The 17,369-nt window shown below is 40.2% G+C and carries 18 protein-coding genes; 12 read left to right on the top strand and 6 right to left on the bottom strand.

Annotated features, from left to right (window positions below; genetic code table 11):
• Window positions 1-17 precede the first annotated feature (17 nt).
• From OCV82_RS07255 to uraH, 9 genes are all read left to right on the top strand, one after another.
• Window positions 18-1,463 (top strand): lipopolysaccharide biosynthesis protein, encoded by a 1,446-nt coding sequence (locus OCV82_RS07255; RefSeq protein ID WP_154043784.1) that lies wholly within the window; start codon window positions 18-20, stop codon window positions 1,461-1,463.
• Window positions 1,460-2,404 (top strand): glycosyltransferase, encoded by a 945-nt coding sequence (locus tag OCV82_RS07250; protein WP_154043783.1) that lies wholly within the window; start codon window positions 1,460-1,462, stop codon window positions 2,402-2,404. Before OCV82_RS07255 ends, OCV82_RS07250 begins: the two co-directional genes overlap by 4 nt.
• A 3-nt stretch (window positions 2,405-2,407) precedes the next feature.
• Window positions 2,408-3,373 (top strand): glycosyltransferase family 8 protein, encoded by a 966-nt coding sequence (locus OCV82_RS07245; protein ID WP_154043782.1) that lies wholly within the window; start codon window positions 2,408-2,410, stop codon window positions 3,371-3,373.
• Between the two features lie 10 nt (window positions 3,374-3,383).
• Window positions 3,384-4,484, top strand: a complete 1,101-nt coding sequence (locus OCV82_RS07240; RefSeq protein ID WP_154043781.1) for a glycosyltransferase WbsX family protein — start codon at window positions 3,384-3,386, stop codon at window positions 4,482-4,484.
• 10 nt (window positions 4,485-4,494) lie between these two features.
• Window positions 4,495-5,595: a hypothetical protein gene (locus tag OCV82_RS07235; RefSeq protein WP_154043780.1), complete on the top strand. Its 1,101-nt coding sequence runs from the start codon at window positions 4,495-4,497 to the stop codon at window positions 5,593-5,595.
• Window positions 5,596-5,609: 14 nt separating this feature from the next.
• On the top strand, window positions 5,610-6,518 hold the full coding sequence (locus OCV82_RS07230; RefSeq protein ID WP_154043779.1) for a glycosyltransferase family protein: 909 nt from the start codon (window positions 5,610-5,612) through the stop codon (window positions 6,516-6,518).
• A gap of 107 nt (window positions 6,519-6,625) precedes the next feature.
• A complete protein-coding gene (locus OCV82_RS07225; RefSeq protein WP_154043778.1) occupies window positions 6,626-7,888 on the top strand; it encodes a glycosyltransferase family 4 protein in 1,263 nt (420 codons plus the stop codon).
• Window positions 7,881-8,657: a glycosyltransferase family 2 protein gene (locus tag OCV82_RS07220; RefSeq protein WP_154043777.1), complete on the top strand. Its 777-nt coding sequence runs from the start codon at window positions 7,881-7,883 to the stop codon at window positions 8,655-8,657. The genes OCV82_RS07225 and OCV82_RS07220 overlap by 8 nt, the downstream gene beginning before the upstream one ends.
• A 143-nt stretch (window positions 8,658-8,800) precedes the next feature.
• Complete coding sequence (gene uraH / locus OCV82_RS07215; protein ID WP_154043776.1) at window positions 8,801-9,217, top strand: hydroxyisourate hydrolase; 417 nt, start codon at window positions 8,801-8,803, stop codon at window positions 9,215-9,217.
• A 164-nt stretch (window positions 9,218-9,381) separates the two neighbouring features.
• Here uraH and OCV82_RS07210 read toward each other — a convergent pair whose 3' ends face one another.
• Both OCV82_RS07210 and OCV82_RS07205 read right to left on the bottom strand, forming a co-directional pair.
• Window positions 9,382-11,871 carry a YfhO family protein gene (locus OCV82_RS07210; RefSeq protein ID WP_154043775.1) on the bottom strand — a complete coding sequence of 830 codons (2,490 nt, stop codon included), beginning with the start codon at window positions 11,869-11,871 and terminating at the stop codon, window positions 9,382-9,384.
• A 514-nt stretch (window positions 11,872-12,385) separates the two neighbouring features.
• Entirely contained in the window at window positions 12,386-12,772 is a 387-nt protein-coding gene (locus OCV82_RS07205) for a winged helix-turn-helix transcriptional regulator (RefSeq protein WP_154043774.1), read from the bottom strand.
• A 143-nt stretch (window positions 12,773-12,915) separates the two neighbouring features.
• On the opposite strand from OCV82_RS07205, the gene OCV82_RS07200 reads away from it, so the two are divergent.
• A complete protein-coding gene (locus OCV82_RS07200) occupies window positions 12,916-13,326 on the top strand; it encodes a cupin domain-containing protein (RefSeq protein WP_154043773.1) in 411 nt (136 codons plus the stop codon).
• Between the two features lie 138 nt (window positions 13,327-13,464).
• Here OCV82_RS07200 and OCV82_RS07195 read toward each other — a convergent pair whose 3' ends face one another.
• From OCV82_RS07195 to OCV82_RS07185, 3 genes are read right to left on the bottom strand one after another with little or no spacing between them, the layout of a single operon-like run.
• Window positions 13,465-14,226, bottom strand: a complete 762-nt coding sequence (locus tag OCV82_RS07195; protein ID WP_154043772.1) for an EFR1 family ferrodoxin — start codon at window positions 14,224-14,226, stop codon at window positions 13,465-13,467.
• Window positions 14,213-14,791, bottom strand: a complete 579-nt coding sequence (locus OCV82_RS07190; RefSeq protein WP_154043771.1) for an NADP-dependent oxidoreductase — start codon at window positions 14,789-14,791, stop codon at window positions 14,213-14,215. Before OCV82_RS07190 ends, OCV82_RS07195 begins: the two co-directional genes overlap by 14 nt.
• A gap of 27 nt (window positions 14,792-14,818) precedes the next feature.
• A complete protein-coding gene (locus OCV82_RS07185) occupies window positions 14,819-15,199 on the bottom strand; it encodes a winged helix-turn-helix transcriptional regulator (protein ID WP_154043770.1) in 381 nt (126 codons plus the stop codon).
• Window positions 15,200-15,562: 363 nt separating this feature from the next.
• On the opposite strand from OCV82_RS07185, the gene OCV82_RS07180 reads away from it, so the two are divergent.
• A complete protein-coding gene (locus tag OCV82_RS07180; protein WP_154043769.1) occupies window positions 15,563-16,261 on the top strand; it encodes a 5'-methylthioadenosine/adenosylhomocysteine nucleosidase in 699 nt (232 codons plus the stop codon).
• A gap of 32 nt (window positions 16,262-16,293) precedes the next feature.
• Window positions 16,294-16,773 (top strand): S-ribosylhomocysteine lyase, encoded by a 480-nt coding sequence (locus OCV82_RS07175; RefSeq protein ID WP_154043768.1) that lies wholly within the window; start codon window positions 16,294-16,296, stop codon window positions 16,771-16,773.
• A 266-nt stretch (window positions 16,774-17,039) separates the two neighbouring features.
• On the opposite strand, the gene rpsO is transcribed toward OCV82_RS07175, so the two are convergent.
• Entirely contained in the window at window positions 17,040-17,309 is a 270-nt protein-coding gene (gene rpsO / locus OCV82_RS07170; RefSeq protein WP_154043767.1) for a 30S ribosomal protein S15, read from the bottom strand.
• Window positions 17,310-17,369: the final 60 nt, after the last annotated feature.

The following is a 17,369-nucleotide window of genomic DNA, read 5'->3' as shown; positions in this document are numbered from 1 at the left end:
TCATAAAAGACAGAAACGTGTCAAACAATTCTCTAAAGGAAAAAACAGCGAAAGGACTTCTATGGGGTGGGCTCAGCAACAGTATGCAACAACTGCTCAACCTCTTTTTCGGGATATTCTTATCACGAATACTGTCTCGTACAGATTATGGAATGATTGGGATGTTAAGCATTTTCTCACTCATTGCATCATCCATACAAGAGAGCGGATTTACTGCAGCACTGACAAACAAAAAAGATATACAGCATAAAGATTATAATGCCGTATTCTGGTTCAGTTCTTTAATGGGACTGTTCCTTTATCTTGTACTGTCAATGTGCGCCCCACTTATTTCGCGTTTTTACGATACGCCCGAACTGGAATCATTGTCAAGATATTCATTCCTCTGTATATTCATATCCAGTCTTGGCACGGCACAAAGCGCATACATGTATCGTAATCTGATGATCAGACAACGTACCATAGCATTGAACATAAGTCTGGCAATATCAGGCATTACCGGTGTGATAATGGCACTTAACGGATATGCATATTGGGGTATAGCCACACAGAATTTGGTTTACGTGTCATCTGTAACATGTTTCTACTGGTATTTTTCTCCATGGCGCCCAAGCCTTAAGATAGATTTCAATCCGTTGAAAAATATGATCTCATTCAGCGGGCGTCTGCTTCTTACAAATATATTCGGTCATATAAACTATAATATACTGTCTGTTATTCTTGGTAAATTCTATTCTGGTCAGGAAGTCGGCGATTTCAATCAGGCTAACAAATGGAACTATATGGGCTACTCTGTAATTACAGGAACTATATATGGTGTAGCGCAGCCGGTACTGTCAAGGGTTGACGACGAGAAAGAAAGACAAAAAAGGATTTTCAGAAAAATGCTGCGTTTCACATCTCTCGTCACATTTCCTGTCATGTTCGGACTGTCCATCACAGCAAATGAGCTTATAACAATAGCCATCACTTCCAAATGGTCAGAAAGTGCATATATCCTACATATATTATGTATAGGTAGCGCATTCACAAGCATATCCTATCTTTACTCCAATCTGATAATCAGTAAAGGCAAATCAAGGATTTTCATGTGGAATACCATATTCCAGGGAATTACACAGACCATAATAATGGTAATCAGCCATCCATACGGAATACCTGTAATGATAAAACTTTATGTCTGCATAAACATTGCATGGCTTGCCGTATGGCAGTATTTCGTATGGAAAGAAATCAGACTGAGCATTATGGAAGCATTGCGCGATATTATGCCATACCTGTCAATAGCGGCAATAACAATGTTTGTTACTACATATATAGTTGAAAACAGTATCTCAAACATTTATCTGGCATTAATATCAAAAATCATCATAGCGTGTATATTATACATCTCGTCTGTGTGGTTGTGCGGCTCTGTCACTCTGAAAGAAAGTTTTGAATATCTAATAAAAAAGAAAAGATGAAAACTGTTTCTGTAGTAATGTGTACATATAATGGAGAAAAATATCTGCGCGAGCAGCTTGATTCTCTTGCCGGACAATCGTATCCTGTGATGGAGCTGATTATCCAGGATGACGGTTCGAATGATGAAACAATAGAAATCATAAACGGATATAAAGAACGTCATCCGGAGTTGAATATCAGGTTATACAGGAATTCCATAAATCTGGGGTTTAACAGAAACTTTTTCAGCGCAATACTGAAAGCAAAAGGAGACTACATAGCATGTTGCGACCAAGACGACATATGGGAAGCCTGCAAGCTGGAAATGATGATAAAGAATATAGGAGACGCATCACTTATATTCCACAACTCCGTTCTTTTCAATTCCAACTCAGTTATAGGAAAACTTCACAACAGACCGTTGTGCGAATTTCCATCAAGCATAAACGCCCTGATGATTCCCCGTAGTTACGGACACCAGATTATGTTCAGAAAAGATATACAGGAATTACTCATACCGTTCGCAACACTAAACCTCTCGTATGACTATTTCATATACAGTCTGAGCGGGGTTACTGGAAAAATCAGATACATTGATACATCGCTCGTCAGGTGGAGAAGACACGAGAGTGCATCAACATATTCAGAAAAGAAAGACGAAGGAAAAATCCATGGATACATAAATGCTGCAAAAGCATTATTCAGAACGTCGAACATGAATACTACGCGAAGCTACTTCAAGTTATACAGTTCAATTCCTGTGGCAGACAAAACAGCAAGAAAATTGGCTGATAAAATGAGCAGAATAAACATTGTAAATTTTATCGGTATATGCTACCTTTGCTATAAACATAGATACGAACTCATAACAGAGTGTAGCGGAATAAAACAAAGTTTAAGGGCTTTCTTTGTTCCATTGTTTTTTGTACGGGATTACGGACAATATATTTTAAGGAAATAGGAAATGAAAACAATACCGGTATTTTTCACTTTCGACAAGAACTATGTTCTGGCAGCAAAAGTGGCTATCCACTCCATGCTGGTTCATGCATCAAAAGATTATAAGTATGAATTATATATTCTGCATACTTCTCTTGATGACAACGACTATAGAAACATCCGATCCGTAACAGAAGATTTCAACGCCGGAATTCATTTCATCAATGTTTCTGAATACGAAAAGAAGATAGAAGGACTGCATGGCAAGGCACACTATTCAAAAGAAATATTCTACAAACTGATTGCCGCCGACATTTTTCCGGAATATGACAGAATTTTATGTACTGATGTAGATGTTATATTCACAGGAGACATATCAGAAGCCTTTTTCGTGTTCCCCAATGAAGATTTCATCTATGCAGGAGTTGGGCCTACAAACAATTCGGGACGTATGCCTAAATATATGGATAAATTTTCAAAAGACGAGCTGGCAATATTGGAACATGAGATTGGAGCAGGTTTTCTCCTGCTGAATCTAAAGGCGATACGTCGCCATGACAAGCAGAAAGAGATGACAGACTTCTACATCAACAACTACGAAAGACTTTTACTGCCCGAACAGGATTGTATGATTCTTACATGCTGGCCTTTAGTGAGATACATACCAACCAAGTTTGTTGTTATAAACTCATTTTATAAAATAGACATAGACAAATTTCATTTCTATGAAGGGACTCCGGATTTCGACTGCCCGCACAGAGAAGCTGTAGAACATTTCAAATCAGCATTGGACAACCCAGTACAAATACATTACGCCGGCCCCGACAAACCATGGAACAGTATAATGGTGACAAAACAAATGGAATGGTTCAAAGCAATGATCAAGGCCGGATGTTTATGGGAATATATCTATAGCCAGCCTAAATTCTTTGCGCAAAAAATAAAAAAATACAGTTTAAGAAGATTTATCCGTAAACACTTCAATATTTAACAAGCGGAACATGAGCAACAGACAAAATAAAGTACGAGTTATAGCATTTTATCTTCCACAGTTTCATCCTACACCGGAAAACGACAAATGGTGGGGTAAAGGTTTTACAGAATGGACAAATGTAGGCAAAGCCAAGCCTTTGTTCAAGGGACACTATCAGCCTAAGGTTCCGGCAGACCTAGGATATTATGACCTTAGAGTACCGGAGACAAGAAAAGCTCAGGCTGATATGGCCAAGGAATATGGTATAGAAGGTTTCTGCTACTGGCATTATTGGTTCGGCAACGGAAGACGTCTTCTTGAAAGACCTTTCAACGAAGTATTGAACAGTGGTGAGCCGGATTTTCCTTTCTGTCTGGCATGGGCAAATCACAGTTGGGAAGACAAGCAGTTCAGTAAGGACGGAGGACATAAGATGCTCATGGAACAGCTTTATCCTGGAGACGAAGACTATATAGCACACTTCAATGCTGTTCTTCCTGCATTTAAGGATCATAGATACATCCGTGTGAACGGTAATCCTGTTTTCGTAATATATTCACCTATGAATGTACCTGATGCGGCTCATTTCATCAGTTTATGGCAGGAATTGGCAAAACCACATGGTTTTCAGATACATTTTGTGGCACATACATCAAAACCCGAAGAAATGGAACAGTATAAGAAATGGGGATTTAAAGCTACAATAATGGTCAGACTGTTCGATGTTTTCAAGCACGACTTTTCCCTATTGGAACGCATAAATGCCAAATTCCAGCGTATTGCTTTCAAACAGGGACGAAGGATAGACTATTCAAAAGCCGCAAAATATTTCTGCGGACCTGAAGACAAGAATACAGACTGTTATCCTACTCTAATACCAAACTGGGATCACTCGCCCCGTTCGGGAAGAGCAGGACACATACTGATAAACTCAACTCCGGATAAATTTGAGAAGCATGCGGAGCAGACGTTTAATAATGTGAAGGACAAGCCTGAAGAAGAAAGAATCGTTTTCCTGAAATCATGGAACGAATGGGCTGAAGGTAATTATATGGAACCCGATTTAAAATTCGGAAGAGGATACCTTGAGGCTCTGATGAAAGCAATAAACAAAGTCTTTGGAGAATAAACATTCAATTATGAAAATAGCATTAGTCAAACAAGAAGTATATCAGGATCTTTACGTTTGCCCGGTAACAGAGAAAAACGCGGCAAACATTCTCTTTTCGTCAATGGGAAGAGTGGGCCCTATCGGCCTTATGGCAGAACTTGATGCAGACTTTTATATAGTGAAGGAAGAACCGGAGTACGAAACACAGATTTACCGCAAAGTGATACCACATATCTCCAAACATCTGTATCTGCTCAAGACTGAGACACTCGACAAGATTCCAGGACAGGAATTCAAACAGCCGGGCAGTCCGTATCCGAACGGCAAATTCGCAATTGACAGCCACGACATAGACTGGAGCAAATACGATGTTGTGATTTCCATTAACGTCAGCCTTCCTACGTCTGTCGTAAGAAGGTACCCGCAGACACTCTTCGCATATATGATAGGCGAAGCCAACATGGCTACGGGAAGCGTACACTTCGGATACGATGTCACCATGAACCAGATGGCAAGAGGAATAATCTCCAGGAAATGCGGCATTATGGATTTTCCATATACATTCCTCAGTTCGGACACTCTGCAGAAAATCATGCAGAATCATCTGGGAAGAGAATCGGAGAATAAAGGAATCTTTATGGAAATAAATTCCACTACAGAACGCCCCGTAACAAAGGCACCAGCACATTTCCAGCCTCTCATAGATGCAGGATACGAAATAATTCTCCACAAGCAGCGTATATTCGACAATCTGAAAAGCATATACGATGCCAAGTATTTCGTAAAGATGGGTGGACGACATATACGCGGAAACTCTGTGGCAGAAGCAGTCTCTTTAGGGACACTGGCTATAATGGACAAGAACGAAGTGACACACCATGAACTGATTATAGACGAATGTGACGTGAAGACTATGGACCAGATGGTTAGCCTGATAAACAAGTTGGAAAACAATCCGGATTTGTATCAGGAACTATTGGCCAAACAGCGTAAAGTGTTGAAAGAATTATTCTTCGATGCACCGGTACAGTCACTCGCCAACTGTCTTGAAGAAAAAAGAAAAGCCGGGAAGGCAAAACCTTATAAATGGTATAACAAAATAGCAGACAGACTCTGTTTCATTAAATAAAAGACAATACTAACATGAATGCCCCTATACTACTCTTCGTATTCAACCGTCCTGATCATGTACGTCGGACTGTAGAAGCTCTGCAACGCAACACTCTTGCTGCGGAAAGCATACTGTATATTTATTCCGATGCCGCACGCACTCCGGAGCAACAAGACGCAGTGGGCGAAGTGAGAAGATACATACACACCATCGGAGGATTCAAGGAAATAAACATCATTGAGAGAGAGGAGAACTGGGGACTTGCCAGAAGCATTATCGACGGCGTTACAACACGTGTGAAAGAGTACGGAAGAGTAATAGTGCTTGAAGATGACCTTATCACCGCACCGTATTTCCTTCAGTTCATGAATGATGCTCTGGAGACTTATAAAGATGAAGAGAGAGTGGGTCACATACAGGGATGTGATTTCACTCAGGATTCTTCCCTGCCCGATACTTTCCTGATAAAATGGACAGGAAGCTGGGGATGGGCTACATGGGAACGCGCATGGAAGTATTTCAACCCCGACGGAATGGCTCTTCTGAAAGAACTTGAAGACAGAAAGCTGACATATACCTTCGACTTCGACGGTAAATACGGTTACACACGTATGCTCCGCCGTCAGATTGAGGGGAAGAACAATTCCTGGGCTATACGATGGAATGCCTCTCTATTCCTTAATAACATACTTTCGCTTAATGTAGGAAAATCACTTGTACAGAACGAAGGTTTCGACGGTAGCGGTACCAACTGCGGCGGTGGCAGACTGTATTCCTCAAATCTGTTCATGGACAGGATTGAGGTGAAAAGAATCACTCCGGCAGTGGAAAACAAAGAAGCAAGACAGGCATACGTGAGATACTATGCCCGCACCAATTCATTCATGGCTAAAGCCATCAGAAGGATAAAACGCACTCTGAAAGGTGATTTTGGCAGATAAAATGGCCTCAGACGTCGTTTTTAACTATATTATCATTAATTATTCATACATCAATTGGGATAAAAAAGGACGGTTTGCACTATCTTTGCAAAAAAAAATTCCCGACCATGAGAATACTAATCATAAACACGGCAGAACGTATAGGAGGTGCGGCTATTGCAGCGAGCCGACTGATGGACGCACTAAAAAATAATGGAATAAAAACAAAAATGCTTGTCCGCCACAAACAGACAGAGCAGTTAACCGTCATCCCTCTGAAAAACTCATGGAGGAGAATATGGCAATTCGCCTGGGAACGTATCGTAATATGGATAGCAAACGGATTTACACGCCGTAACCTCTTTGCCGTTGATATAGCAAATACAGGTACAGACATCACAAAACTGCACGAATTCGTACAGGCCGACGTGATACATCTGCACTGGGTCAACCAGGGAATGCTTTCGCTTAACGACATCGAAAAAATTCTTAAATCAGGAAAGCCTGTGGTATGGACAATGCACGACATGTGGCCATTCACCGGAATATGCCACTATGCAGGCTCATGCAAGAAGTATGAAGAGACTTGCCACAACTGTGAGCTTCTTCTGAGACCTCACAAGAAAGATCTTTCATATAAAACATTCAAAAAGAAACAAAGGATTTTCTCAAACTCGAAAATAACCTTCGTAGCATGCAGTCACTGGCTGGAGGAAATGGCAAAGAGCAGTGCACTTATAGGAAGACAGAACATCACAAGCATTCCTAATGCCATTAACACCAACCTGTTCATGCCACGCAACAAACGTCAGTCAAGAGAGAAACTTAACTTACCTCAGGACAAAAAACTTCTGCTTTTCGGATCGGTCAAGATTACTGACAAGCGCAAAGGTATAGACTATCTGATAGAGGCATGCAAGATACTGACACAAAGCAATCCGGAACTAAGCAAAGAACTCGGAGTTGTGATATTGGGCTCGCATCCGGAACAACATTCTTCACTGTTCCCGTTCCCTATATATACAATGAATTATGTGAAAAGTGAAAAAGATCTGGTAGATATATACAATGCAGTTGATATATACGTTACGCCGTCACTGCAGGACAATCTGCCCAATACCATAGTGGAAGCCATGTCGTGCGGTATCCCTTGCGTAGGATTCGAAACAGGAGGTATCCCGCAGATGATAGACCATCTGCACAACGGATATGTAGCAGAATATAAGTCGGCATCCGACCTCGCCAACGGCATAAAATGGGTGCTTACCGACGGTGACTATCAGACCTTAAGCGAGGAAGCTCACCGTAAGGCAGTAAACACTTATTCCGAATCTGTTGTCGCACACCAGTATCTGCAAATCTATAACAAGCTGACAGGCAAAAATGCATAACACCGCTCCAAATTACCACATACAGCACCAGCATCCTAAATTCAGCATTATCACAGTGACGTATAATGCCGAAAAGGTATTGGAGGACACTATACAGAGTGTCATCACACAGTCGTACAAGAATGTGGAGTACATCATTGTTGACGGCGGTTCGAAAGACGGAACACTAGGTATAATAGAAAAATACAGACAGCACATAGCACACCTGGTAAGCGAACCTGACAAAGGACTGTATGACGCGATGAACAAGGGAATCAGACTTGCTACCGGCGACTATCTGTGTTTCCTCAATGCCGGTGACGAATTGCATGAGGATGATACTTTGTTCTATATGGTACACAGTATAAAAGGAGATACACTGCCGGATGTTATTTATGGCGAGACACAGATAGTTGACGAGAACGGACATTTCATCAGGATGCGACGTCTATCGGCTCCGGAAGTACTCACGTGGAAAAGTTTCAAGAAAGGTATGCTTGTATGCCATCAGGCTTTCTTCGCACGCCGCGAACTGGCTGTAAACGAACCATATAATCTGAAATACCGTTTCTCCGCCGATTTTGACTGGTGCATACGCATAATGAAGAAAAGCAGCAGCATTCATAATTCAAGGCTAACCATAATAGACTATCTGAACGAAGGTATGACCACACAAAACCATAAGGCTTCGCTGATGGAACGTTTCAATATCATGTGCCATCACTACGGATTTATATCTACCATTGCTCATCATCTGTGGTTCGTAATAAGAGCCGTGTTGAAGAAATAGACTGGCATTTCAGCCGAAAGTTGAAAATACATCTTAATAAATCGGAAAAACAAATAAGATTGAGTATATAAATTTGTAATAATTACAATTTTATATACTTTTGTCTCATAAGCTATTCATTAACCATTTAAAACCAAAAACTTATGAGAAAGATCTTAACACTATTCACACTTTTCGTATTATTTTCAACCATACAAGTTTTCTCACAGGAGAAACAATATCAGCTGTCAAGCCATATCCTCGATATCAATACAGGCTACCCTGCAAAAGATGTAAAGATAAGTCTCTCAAAGATGAACAATGCCGGCCAATGGACTGTAATAGACGAGAAAATTACCGATACGAACGGTAGGGTGAAAGACTTCCTCCCACAAGACGGCAAATCGGAAAACAAAGGTATATACAAACTGACATTCCACACTGAACCTTATTTCAAGTCGCAGGACAAGAGCTCCTTCTATCCGTTTATTGAGGTAGTGTTCGAAATAAAGGACGACAGCCATTACCACGTACCTATAACCCTCTCACCTTACGGATATTCAACCTATAGAGGGAACTGATAAATACAGTCCACACACATAAATGATACAAAAGAAGGCGTTTCAATGATTATTACCAAAACAATCCTTGAAACGCCTGTGTTTATTTACCGTTACACGTTCGTGTAACGCGCGTTGCACGGCCGTGTTCCACGCGCAACACGTTCGTGTTCCGCTAAATATGATTATTCTTTGCGCTTTTTATATTCCGAAATCAACACCGCCACTACCCCAAGGGCGAGTAAAGCCAATGCTATATAAGCAATGGTTTCAGTAGTATGAAGCGATTTTGGATCGAACTTGAACTCTATCACATGTTTTCCTGCAGGAACATTCATCGCACGGAGGATATAGTCGGCACGTCCGTGTTCCACCTCCTCGCCATCTATAGTTGAAATCCAACCCGGATAATATATTTCCGAGAATACCACTACCCCACCGTTCTTGGAATCAACCTCATATTTCAATGCGTTAGGCTGATACTCTTTCAGAACAATTGAGCTGAGTGAGTCTGGAGCGGCAGTCATCTTAACCTGTTCAGCAAATTTCTTGTCAACAACAGCTGTATGAAGCGGATTAATATCATGCAATGCATCTATCTCCTCATTTGCATTGTCAACATATTTCACATCGCCTACAAACCAAGCGTTTCCACAAGCATAAGGATTAAACACCGGAGCAGTCTTTCCGTCCTGAAGCGGAAGAATGAAATATCTTGTGTTAAGCATGTTCAGAACAGGGAAAGCATTCCGTTCAACCTTACTCATATCACCACCTGCCTCTGATAGTTTAGAGAATATAGCGTTCATTTCACCATGGATATGTTCCTCAATTATCTCCTGATAACGGCGAAGTTTAGCTGCGTGATATCCTCCGATACTCTTATGCCAGTAAGCTGTATTGTTCTCATTAAATGTATTTACAGCCAGGTTCAATACTCTGTAATCTAACGATTTGTCCTTCAGGATTTCCTTGTCTGTTTCCGAAGGTTCCAGATATGGTTTCATCTCAGTACCTTTTGCCACGAACTGTTCGTCGTACAGATAGCGTTTGTTCACACTCCACATATCCACAAGACACAACAGAGCTATAAGAGCTACCGTAACCTTCGGTTTCAGTTTTCCAATCGAATAAGCATATACCAAAGCCACACCTATCAGAATAATTACAAGGTTGCGCCATGCATCGGAAGTAAATATTGAAACACGAACCTCTTCAAGATTTGTCAATATAGGAACAAGCTGGTCCTGAGGGATAGCATTCTGAAGAGCTGACATCTCCATTGTGGAAATATACGAAGGGAAGAACACCTGAGGAGCCAAAGCAAACAGAAGCGACAAACCTCCTGTCAGTGCCAGACTGGTATAAAATCCTTTCGCATTCTCCTTAATTACGGAAGGACGTTCCATTATCTCTTTCAATGCCATGATGGCAAGCAGAGGAATAGTAAATTCCGCAATTACAAGAATAGACGAAACGGCACGGAACTTATTGTACATAGGAACATAATCGATAAAGAAGTCTGTCACTCCCATGAAATTCTTTCCCCACGACAACACAATAGAGAAGACTGTTCCCACTACAAGAGCCCATTTCATTGGGCCTTTCACTATGAAACATCCAAGGATGAAAAGGAACATCACAAATGCACCCACATAAACCGGACCTGAGGTACCCGGCTGTTCGCCCCAGTACTGTCCCAACTGCGAGTACAGCCCACGATACATAGGATTAGCCTTCTTCATCGCATCCTCATTTGCAGCCAAAGGCACAGACGCTCCACCCTTCACATTAGGTACAAGCAGCGAGAATGTTTCGCCTATTCCATAGCTCCACTGAGTGATATAATCGCGTTCAAGTCCGCTTCCTGTCTGATTGGCAGAGTTCTTCTTCACAAGTTCACTCTTGCCTCGCATACTCTCCTTGCTGTACTGATATGTGTGATAAAGATTGGAAAGATTGATACAAACACCTATCACACCTGCCACTACAAGCACTCCGGTCGCCTTGAAGAAATCCTTCAGCTTATTTTCCTTATAAGCCATCACGCCATAGGCTACAGCCATAAACAGCATAACGAACAGGAAGTAATAACTCATCTGAGGATGGTTTGACACTATCTGCAGAGCAACAAACAATGCAGTGAGCAATCCTCCGGCAAGATATTTTCCACGATAAACCAGTACCATACCGGCTATTGTAGGCGGAATGTAAGCCAGAGTAACAAATTTCCATATATGTCCAGCCGCAATGATAATAAAGAAATAGGATGAGAAAGCCCATATTATTGCGCCAAGAGCAGAAAGCCATACCTTGAAGTTGAATGCACGAAGCAGGATATAAAAACCTAGGAGCATCACAAACACATACCACACGTATGTAGGCAGGAACAGATGATAAACCTTCTGGATGAATCCCAAAGCTTCGGTAGAGTCATAACTAGGTGCCATCTGATAGGTAGGCATACCCCCGAAAATAGAGTTTGTCCAACGGGTACGCTCACCTGTTTTTTCCAGATACTCCTTTTGTTCCTGACCAGAGCCGATACCTGCTACGGCATCATGCTGGGCCAATATTCGTCCTTCGGTGACTGCCGGGAAGAAGTATGCGAACGATATTACCGCAAACAATACCACAGCCACAATGTCCGGAATAAGTTTCTTGAATAAATTCATACTATATCAAAGAATTGAAAAATTAAATAAACTATTAGTATTCAGTCGGCAAAGATAACATAATACTGCTTGAAATGTTGTAAATTTGCCCGTGGAAATTACGATAAATATCTAAATAATTGAAAATGAGTCATAGCTACCAATTTAGGTTACGGATTTATTAGTTATAAGCTGTTGTATTCTTCTGCGCATTGCGCGCACCTTCAAGTTTCTTGGGAACTTATCATGTCAGTAGTGAAGTAGATAACATGAATTATATACAGTCTTATATTGGCTTATCAGTTATTGCATGGGTTACAGGTACTGCTTGAGACGAAATAGATACATCTGTTAAGGATAATGAAAGCTGTCCAATCATGGGAGGAGTCCGACAGTACTCTTGCTAATACCCACACAGTCGGTTCGGATGAAGATAACAATACAGGAAAATGAAGGAATTGCCTGGCTATTTTTGGGAAAAGGTATAATGTTTATAGTTCTAAAACTTGAATTAGCATCGCATATATACAATATACTAATGTATATCAGACTTTTTTTTCTTACGCTTTGATATGTAAGCCGAATTATCCATTGCCCACGATATAAGATTGTTTAGTATTGGAATCAGGCTTTGACCGAGCTCAGTCAGAGAATATTCTACTCTTGGTGGTATTTCTGCATATAGTTTTCTTCTTACCAATCCGTCAGTTTCGAGATTCTTTAATGTCTCGGTAAGTACTTTAGGAGAAATATCCGGAATTGCTTTACCTATCGTATTGAAGCGTGTTGCTTCATTTTCAGAAAGCACACATAATATGAGCATGGCCCATTTACTGGAAAACCGCGACAGAACATTCCTGATAGGACAATCTTCTATGCGAGTATATTTTTTCAGATTTTCTTGTAATTGCAAACTGTTCATTTTCAATAATAATTACCTTAAAGTAAGTGGGTTACATTCATGTAACCTCTTGTATATCAATATAAAAAACATTAATTTTGCACTATCTGAACGATAGTAAGTTTAGAATGCAAAGTTAATCAACTTTATAAAAAACAAAAAATATGGGCAACATTAAAACAATGAACAAGGGCGAAAAATACGCTCACGCAACAATAGGTTGCATCAAAAGCTTTGAAGGTAAGCAGTTTGTAAAAGAAGCTACAGAGGCTACTTCATGCGAGGTCTCTTTCGGTTCATTACCGACTGGAGCATCTGTTCCGTTTTTTCATAGCCATAAGACGAATGAAGAAAACTACATTATTCTATCAGGAGCTGGAAAGTTTCAGGTGAACGATGAAGTTTTTGAAATCGGTGAAGGGTCAATCATTCGGGTATCACCGAGATGTGACCGAAACTTGAAATGTACTTCTGCCGAGCCTATGATTTATATTTGCATTCAGGCAAAGGACGGAAGTCTGGAAGACTATACAATGACGGATGCTGAAATAACCGAGCGCGAAAGCCTGTTGTAAAAAGCTTTATTCATGATTATCAGATAAACTGGAATCTCTGACAATGACGGTATATTATATATTGCATCATTGCCAGAGATTTTCTGTTATCCTAAGTATTATATCCATTATTCTCAAAGAGATACCTAAAGGAATGTGTCAGATATACTGTTCACATTCCTTTCGTGTACTGCATGACTTCTTGAGCATCATATTTACGATAGCAAGAAGCAATCCGTTCACCTTTCTTGCATGATGTGGACATACTGTGACGCATCGCATGCACGAGATACAGATTTTCTTGTTTACTTTTGCCGGATTGTTCTTGTCGATGGCACCTACAGGGCATCTGAAAGCACAGATACCGCATTGGATACATGCCTTTGTAGTTTTAGGCACTATACCTGCATTGGCTGCTTTGCGGTAAGGCCTGTTACCCGGTATTGCAGGAGTTGAAAAATCATTTCTCTTCAGCTTATTTCCAATCTGTTCTGCAAACACTCTTAAATGTTCGTAATCATCCTTGTCCGGCCTGTTCGTGGCATATCGATGAGCGATGGAATGTTCGGCAATAGCTACTATTGCCGATATGACTGTAAATCCGGCTTGCTGCACAATATCCTGAAGTTCTACTAATGTGTCTTCATAGGCCCGGTTACCATATACGCAAACTATGATTGCTTTTGCACCATTAGCTTGAATCCTTGAAATACGCTCTGCGGCTGTAGAAGGTACTCTACCACTATAGGATGGAACGGCGATTATGGCTATATCCTCATTTTTCAATGAGAATTTATGTAAATCTTCATTACTATCTGACAGGTCAATGCCTGTTATGTCTAGACCCAATTCGTTTGCCAGAAAATCAGCAACTTTCTTTGTTCCACCAGTCGGACTGAAAATTATTTCATATATCTTCATATATTCTATCTCCTTTTTTATTTTCTATTTTTACTCTGCATACCAAGAGGTAATATAATAAGTATTCTGGTGCTATGGATACGGCAACTTGTCCGAAACTGCCGGACGCACCTGTTATCAGCTGTGTTTTTCCCGCCTGGACTTCAAGTTCTTCAATAAGTCCCTGATAGGCTGTCAGTCCGGCTAATGGTATAGCGGCAGCGGTAACAAAGTCATAGTCTGACGGCATTTTAGCCAGAGCTTGATGGTAAACAGTAACATATTCAGCAAAGGCACCTATCCTGTTTATTGGAAGTCGTGTATATACACGGTCACCTGCGCTAAAGTCTTTTACGTTATTACCCGTCTTTTCCACTATACCAGAACACTCGTTCCCCAATGTCAGAGGCATTCTGTAATCCTGTATCAGTCTGACACTTCCTGTCAGTTGAAGAATATCCAAAGGATTTACAGCGGCAGCCATAACCTTTATAATAACTTCATTTTCATTTGGTTCTGGAATAAAAACTTCATTTACGGAAACTTTGATTCCCTTTGTGTATTTCTTGATTTGTGCTGCTTTCATTTTTATGTTATTATTAAAATAAAACTATCAATCATTAACAGAAACTGTTTTTTTGCGGTCATTCATAATATCATCCATATTATCAACAGACCATTGGAGTAGTGAATCAAGGATAGGCTTTAGTGATTTTGCTCTTTCCGTCAGAGCGTATTCCACTCTTGGCGGTATCTCCGAGAATATTGTTCTTGTAACATATCCGTCTTCTTCCAGTGTACGGAGTGTCATTGATAGCATTCTTTGTGATATATCCGGCATTTTTTGTTTCAATTCTGTAAAACGCATGCTATCCTTGCCTGATCTGTCCAGGATATAAATAACAAGCAATGTCCATTTATCACATAATCTTGCCAGTATGTTCCTTACCGGACAAGTCGGAAACATAGCATCTTGTATTGTTGATCTTTTCATGAATTATAAATAATACTGTCTATATTTAATAAATTTCAGTGTACAAAGATAGATAATATACTTTAATTACCAAGTATATTTTTTATACCAATATAATGGATGATTGATAAATATTTTTTATGTGATTTAGTTTATTGCTTGATGACTGAGAAATATAGACTGACTTCATTCGTAAAACCTAATATATCTATTTAATTCTTATCAAAACACTAAATGGCTATTTCATTGCTTTTTCAGTCTTTTATTTTTTCAAGCCATCCTCCTAAAATGCCTATCTGCCAATAACTTTGATACATTTTTCTGTTTATCACTTTTTATTCGTACTTTTGCTGACTAAAATCAAAATCAGAACAAATTTACCGAATGAAAATAGGAATTATCACAGCCATGTCTTCCGAACAGAAGCAACTGGCAAACCAACTCACAGAGATAAAAGAATCAAGTAAAGGTCCTTTCAGCTACATAGAAGGAAAAATCAACAGCAACGAAATAGTACTGATGCAGTGCGGTATAGGAAAAGTAAACGCAGCTGCCGGAACAGTGGAAATGATAAACAACTTCCAGCCTGACTGTATCATCAGTACAGGAGTTGCAGGAGGTATAGACACTTGTCTGAAGATAATGGACGTAGTTGTAAGCCGCAATATTGTATATCACGATGTATGGTGCGGCGAAGGTAATGCCTACGGACAGATTCAGGGACTGCCTACATTCTTCGAAGGTAACGAAACCCTCTACAATACAGCAATGTCTCTTGATACTGAAACAGCTATCCACGGAGGCCTCATCTGTACCGGCGACAAATTCATCACCGACCGCAAGGAACTGGACGAAATAAAATCAAACTTCCACGAAGGTCTGGCTGTAGATATGGAATCTGCTTCAATAGCTCAGATTTGCTATCTGTATAAAGTTCCGTTCATCAGCTTCAGAATAATAAGCGACACTCCGGGAGCAGAAAACCACTTCGACCAGTATCTGAACTTCTGGGGAGAAATGGCTAACCGTTCGTTCAAGGTAACAGAAACATTCCTTAAGGCATTGCCTAACAGAATTGGATAATTTTTAATTATTAATTTTTTAATTCTTCACTCATGGAAAAGATACCAAGCTTTACAATAGACCATATCCGTCTGCTACGCGGAATATATGTATCAAGAAAAGACCAGGTAGGAACAGAAACTGTAACTACATTCGATGTACGCATGAAAGAGCCTAACCGTGAACCTGCATTAAGTCCTTCGGCTATCCACACAATTGAGCATCTGGCTGCAACATTCCTTCGCAACCATCCTGTATGGGCAGACAAGATTATATACTGGGGACCTATGGGCTGCCTCACAGGTAACTATCTTGTAGTAAAAGGTGACTTGAAATCGGCAGATATACTTCCGCTGATGATAGAAACTTTCCGTTTCATTGCCGATTATGAGGGTGATGTTCCGGGAGCTACAGCCAAAGACTGCGGTAACTATCTGATGATGAATCTTCCTATGGCAAAATGGGAAGCTAAGAAATATCTGGAAGAAGTACTGGAAAAAGCCACAGAGGAGAATTTGAATTATCCTGCATAAAGGAAACAAGCCGTTCAGTGAACGTTTAGTGAATGTTCGCTGAACGGCTTTAATTTAAAATGATACTACAGATTTCCATATATTATCCCAATAACAGAGAACATGCTATTAGCAAAGATAATATTAATAAGAAAAACGCCTCGTCGTTTTAATTAAAATAACAAAGCGTTTTAATCAAAACGACAGGGCGTTTAAAAAAAATGAGTTATCACCCATTTTAATTCGGGAGATAACTCATTTCTAAATTTCCGTGCAGCAAGTAATAATTACTTACGCAAGCCAAGCTCTTTAACGATAGCACGATATCTTTCGATGTCGCGATCCTTCAGGTAGTTAAGTAAAGCACGACGCTTACCTACCAAAGTTGTAAGAGCTCTTTCAGTACTATAATCTTTTCTGTTGAGCTTCATGTGCTCAGTCAGGCGAGAAATACGGTATGAAAACAATGCTATCTGCGATTCAGCTGATCCAGTATCAGTGTTAGACTTTCCGTACTTTTCAAAGATTTCTTGTTTTTTAGCTGCGTCTAAATACATAATTTTGACTGTTTTTAAAATGTATAAATTTGATTTGCGGGTGCAAAGATACTGATAATC

It is taken from the genome of Bacteroides cellulolyticus, from assembly GCF_025567135.1.
In the GTDB taxonomy this organism is placed as follows: domain Bacteria; phylum Bacteroidota; class Bacteroidia; order Bacteroidales; family Bacteroidaceae; genus Phocaeicola; species Phocaeicola cellulolyticus.
Note: the sequence above shows the minus strand (reverse complement) of the source record. Positions and strands in the feature narration are given on the sequence as shown.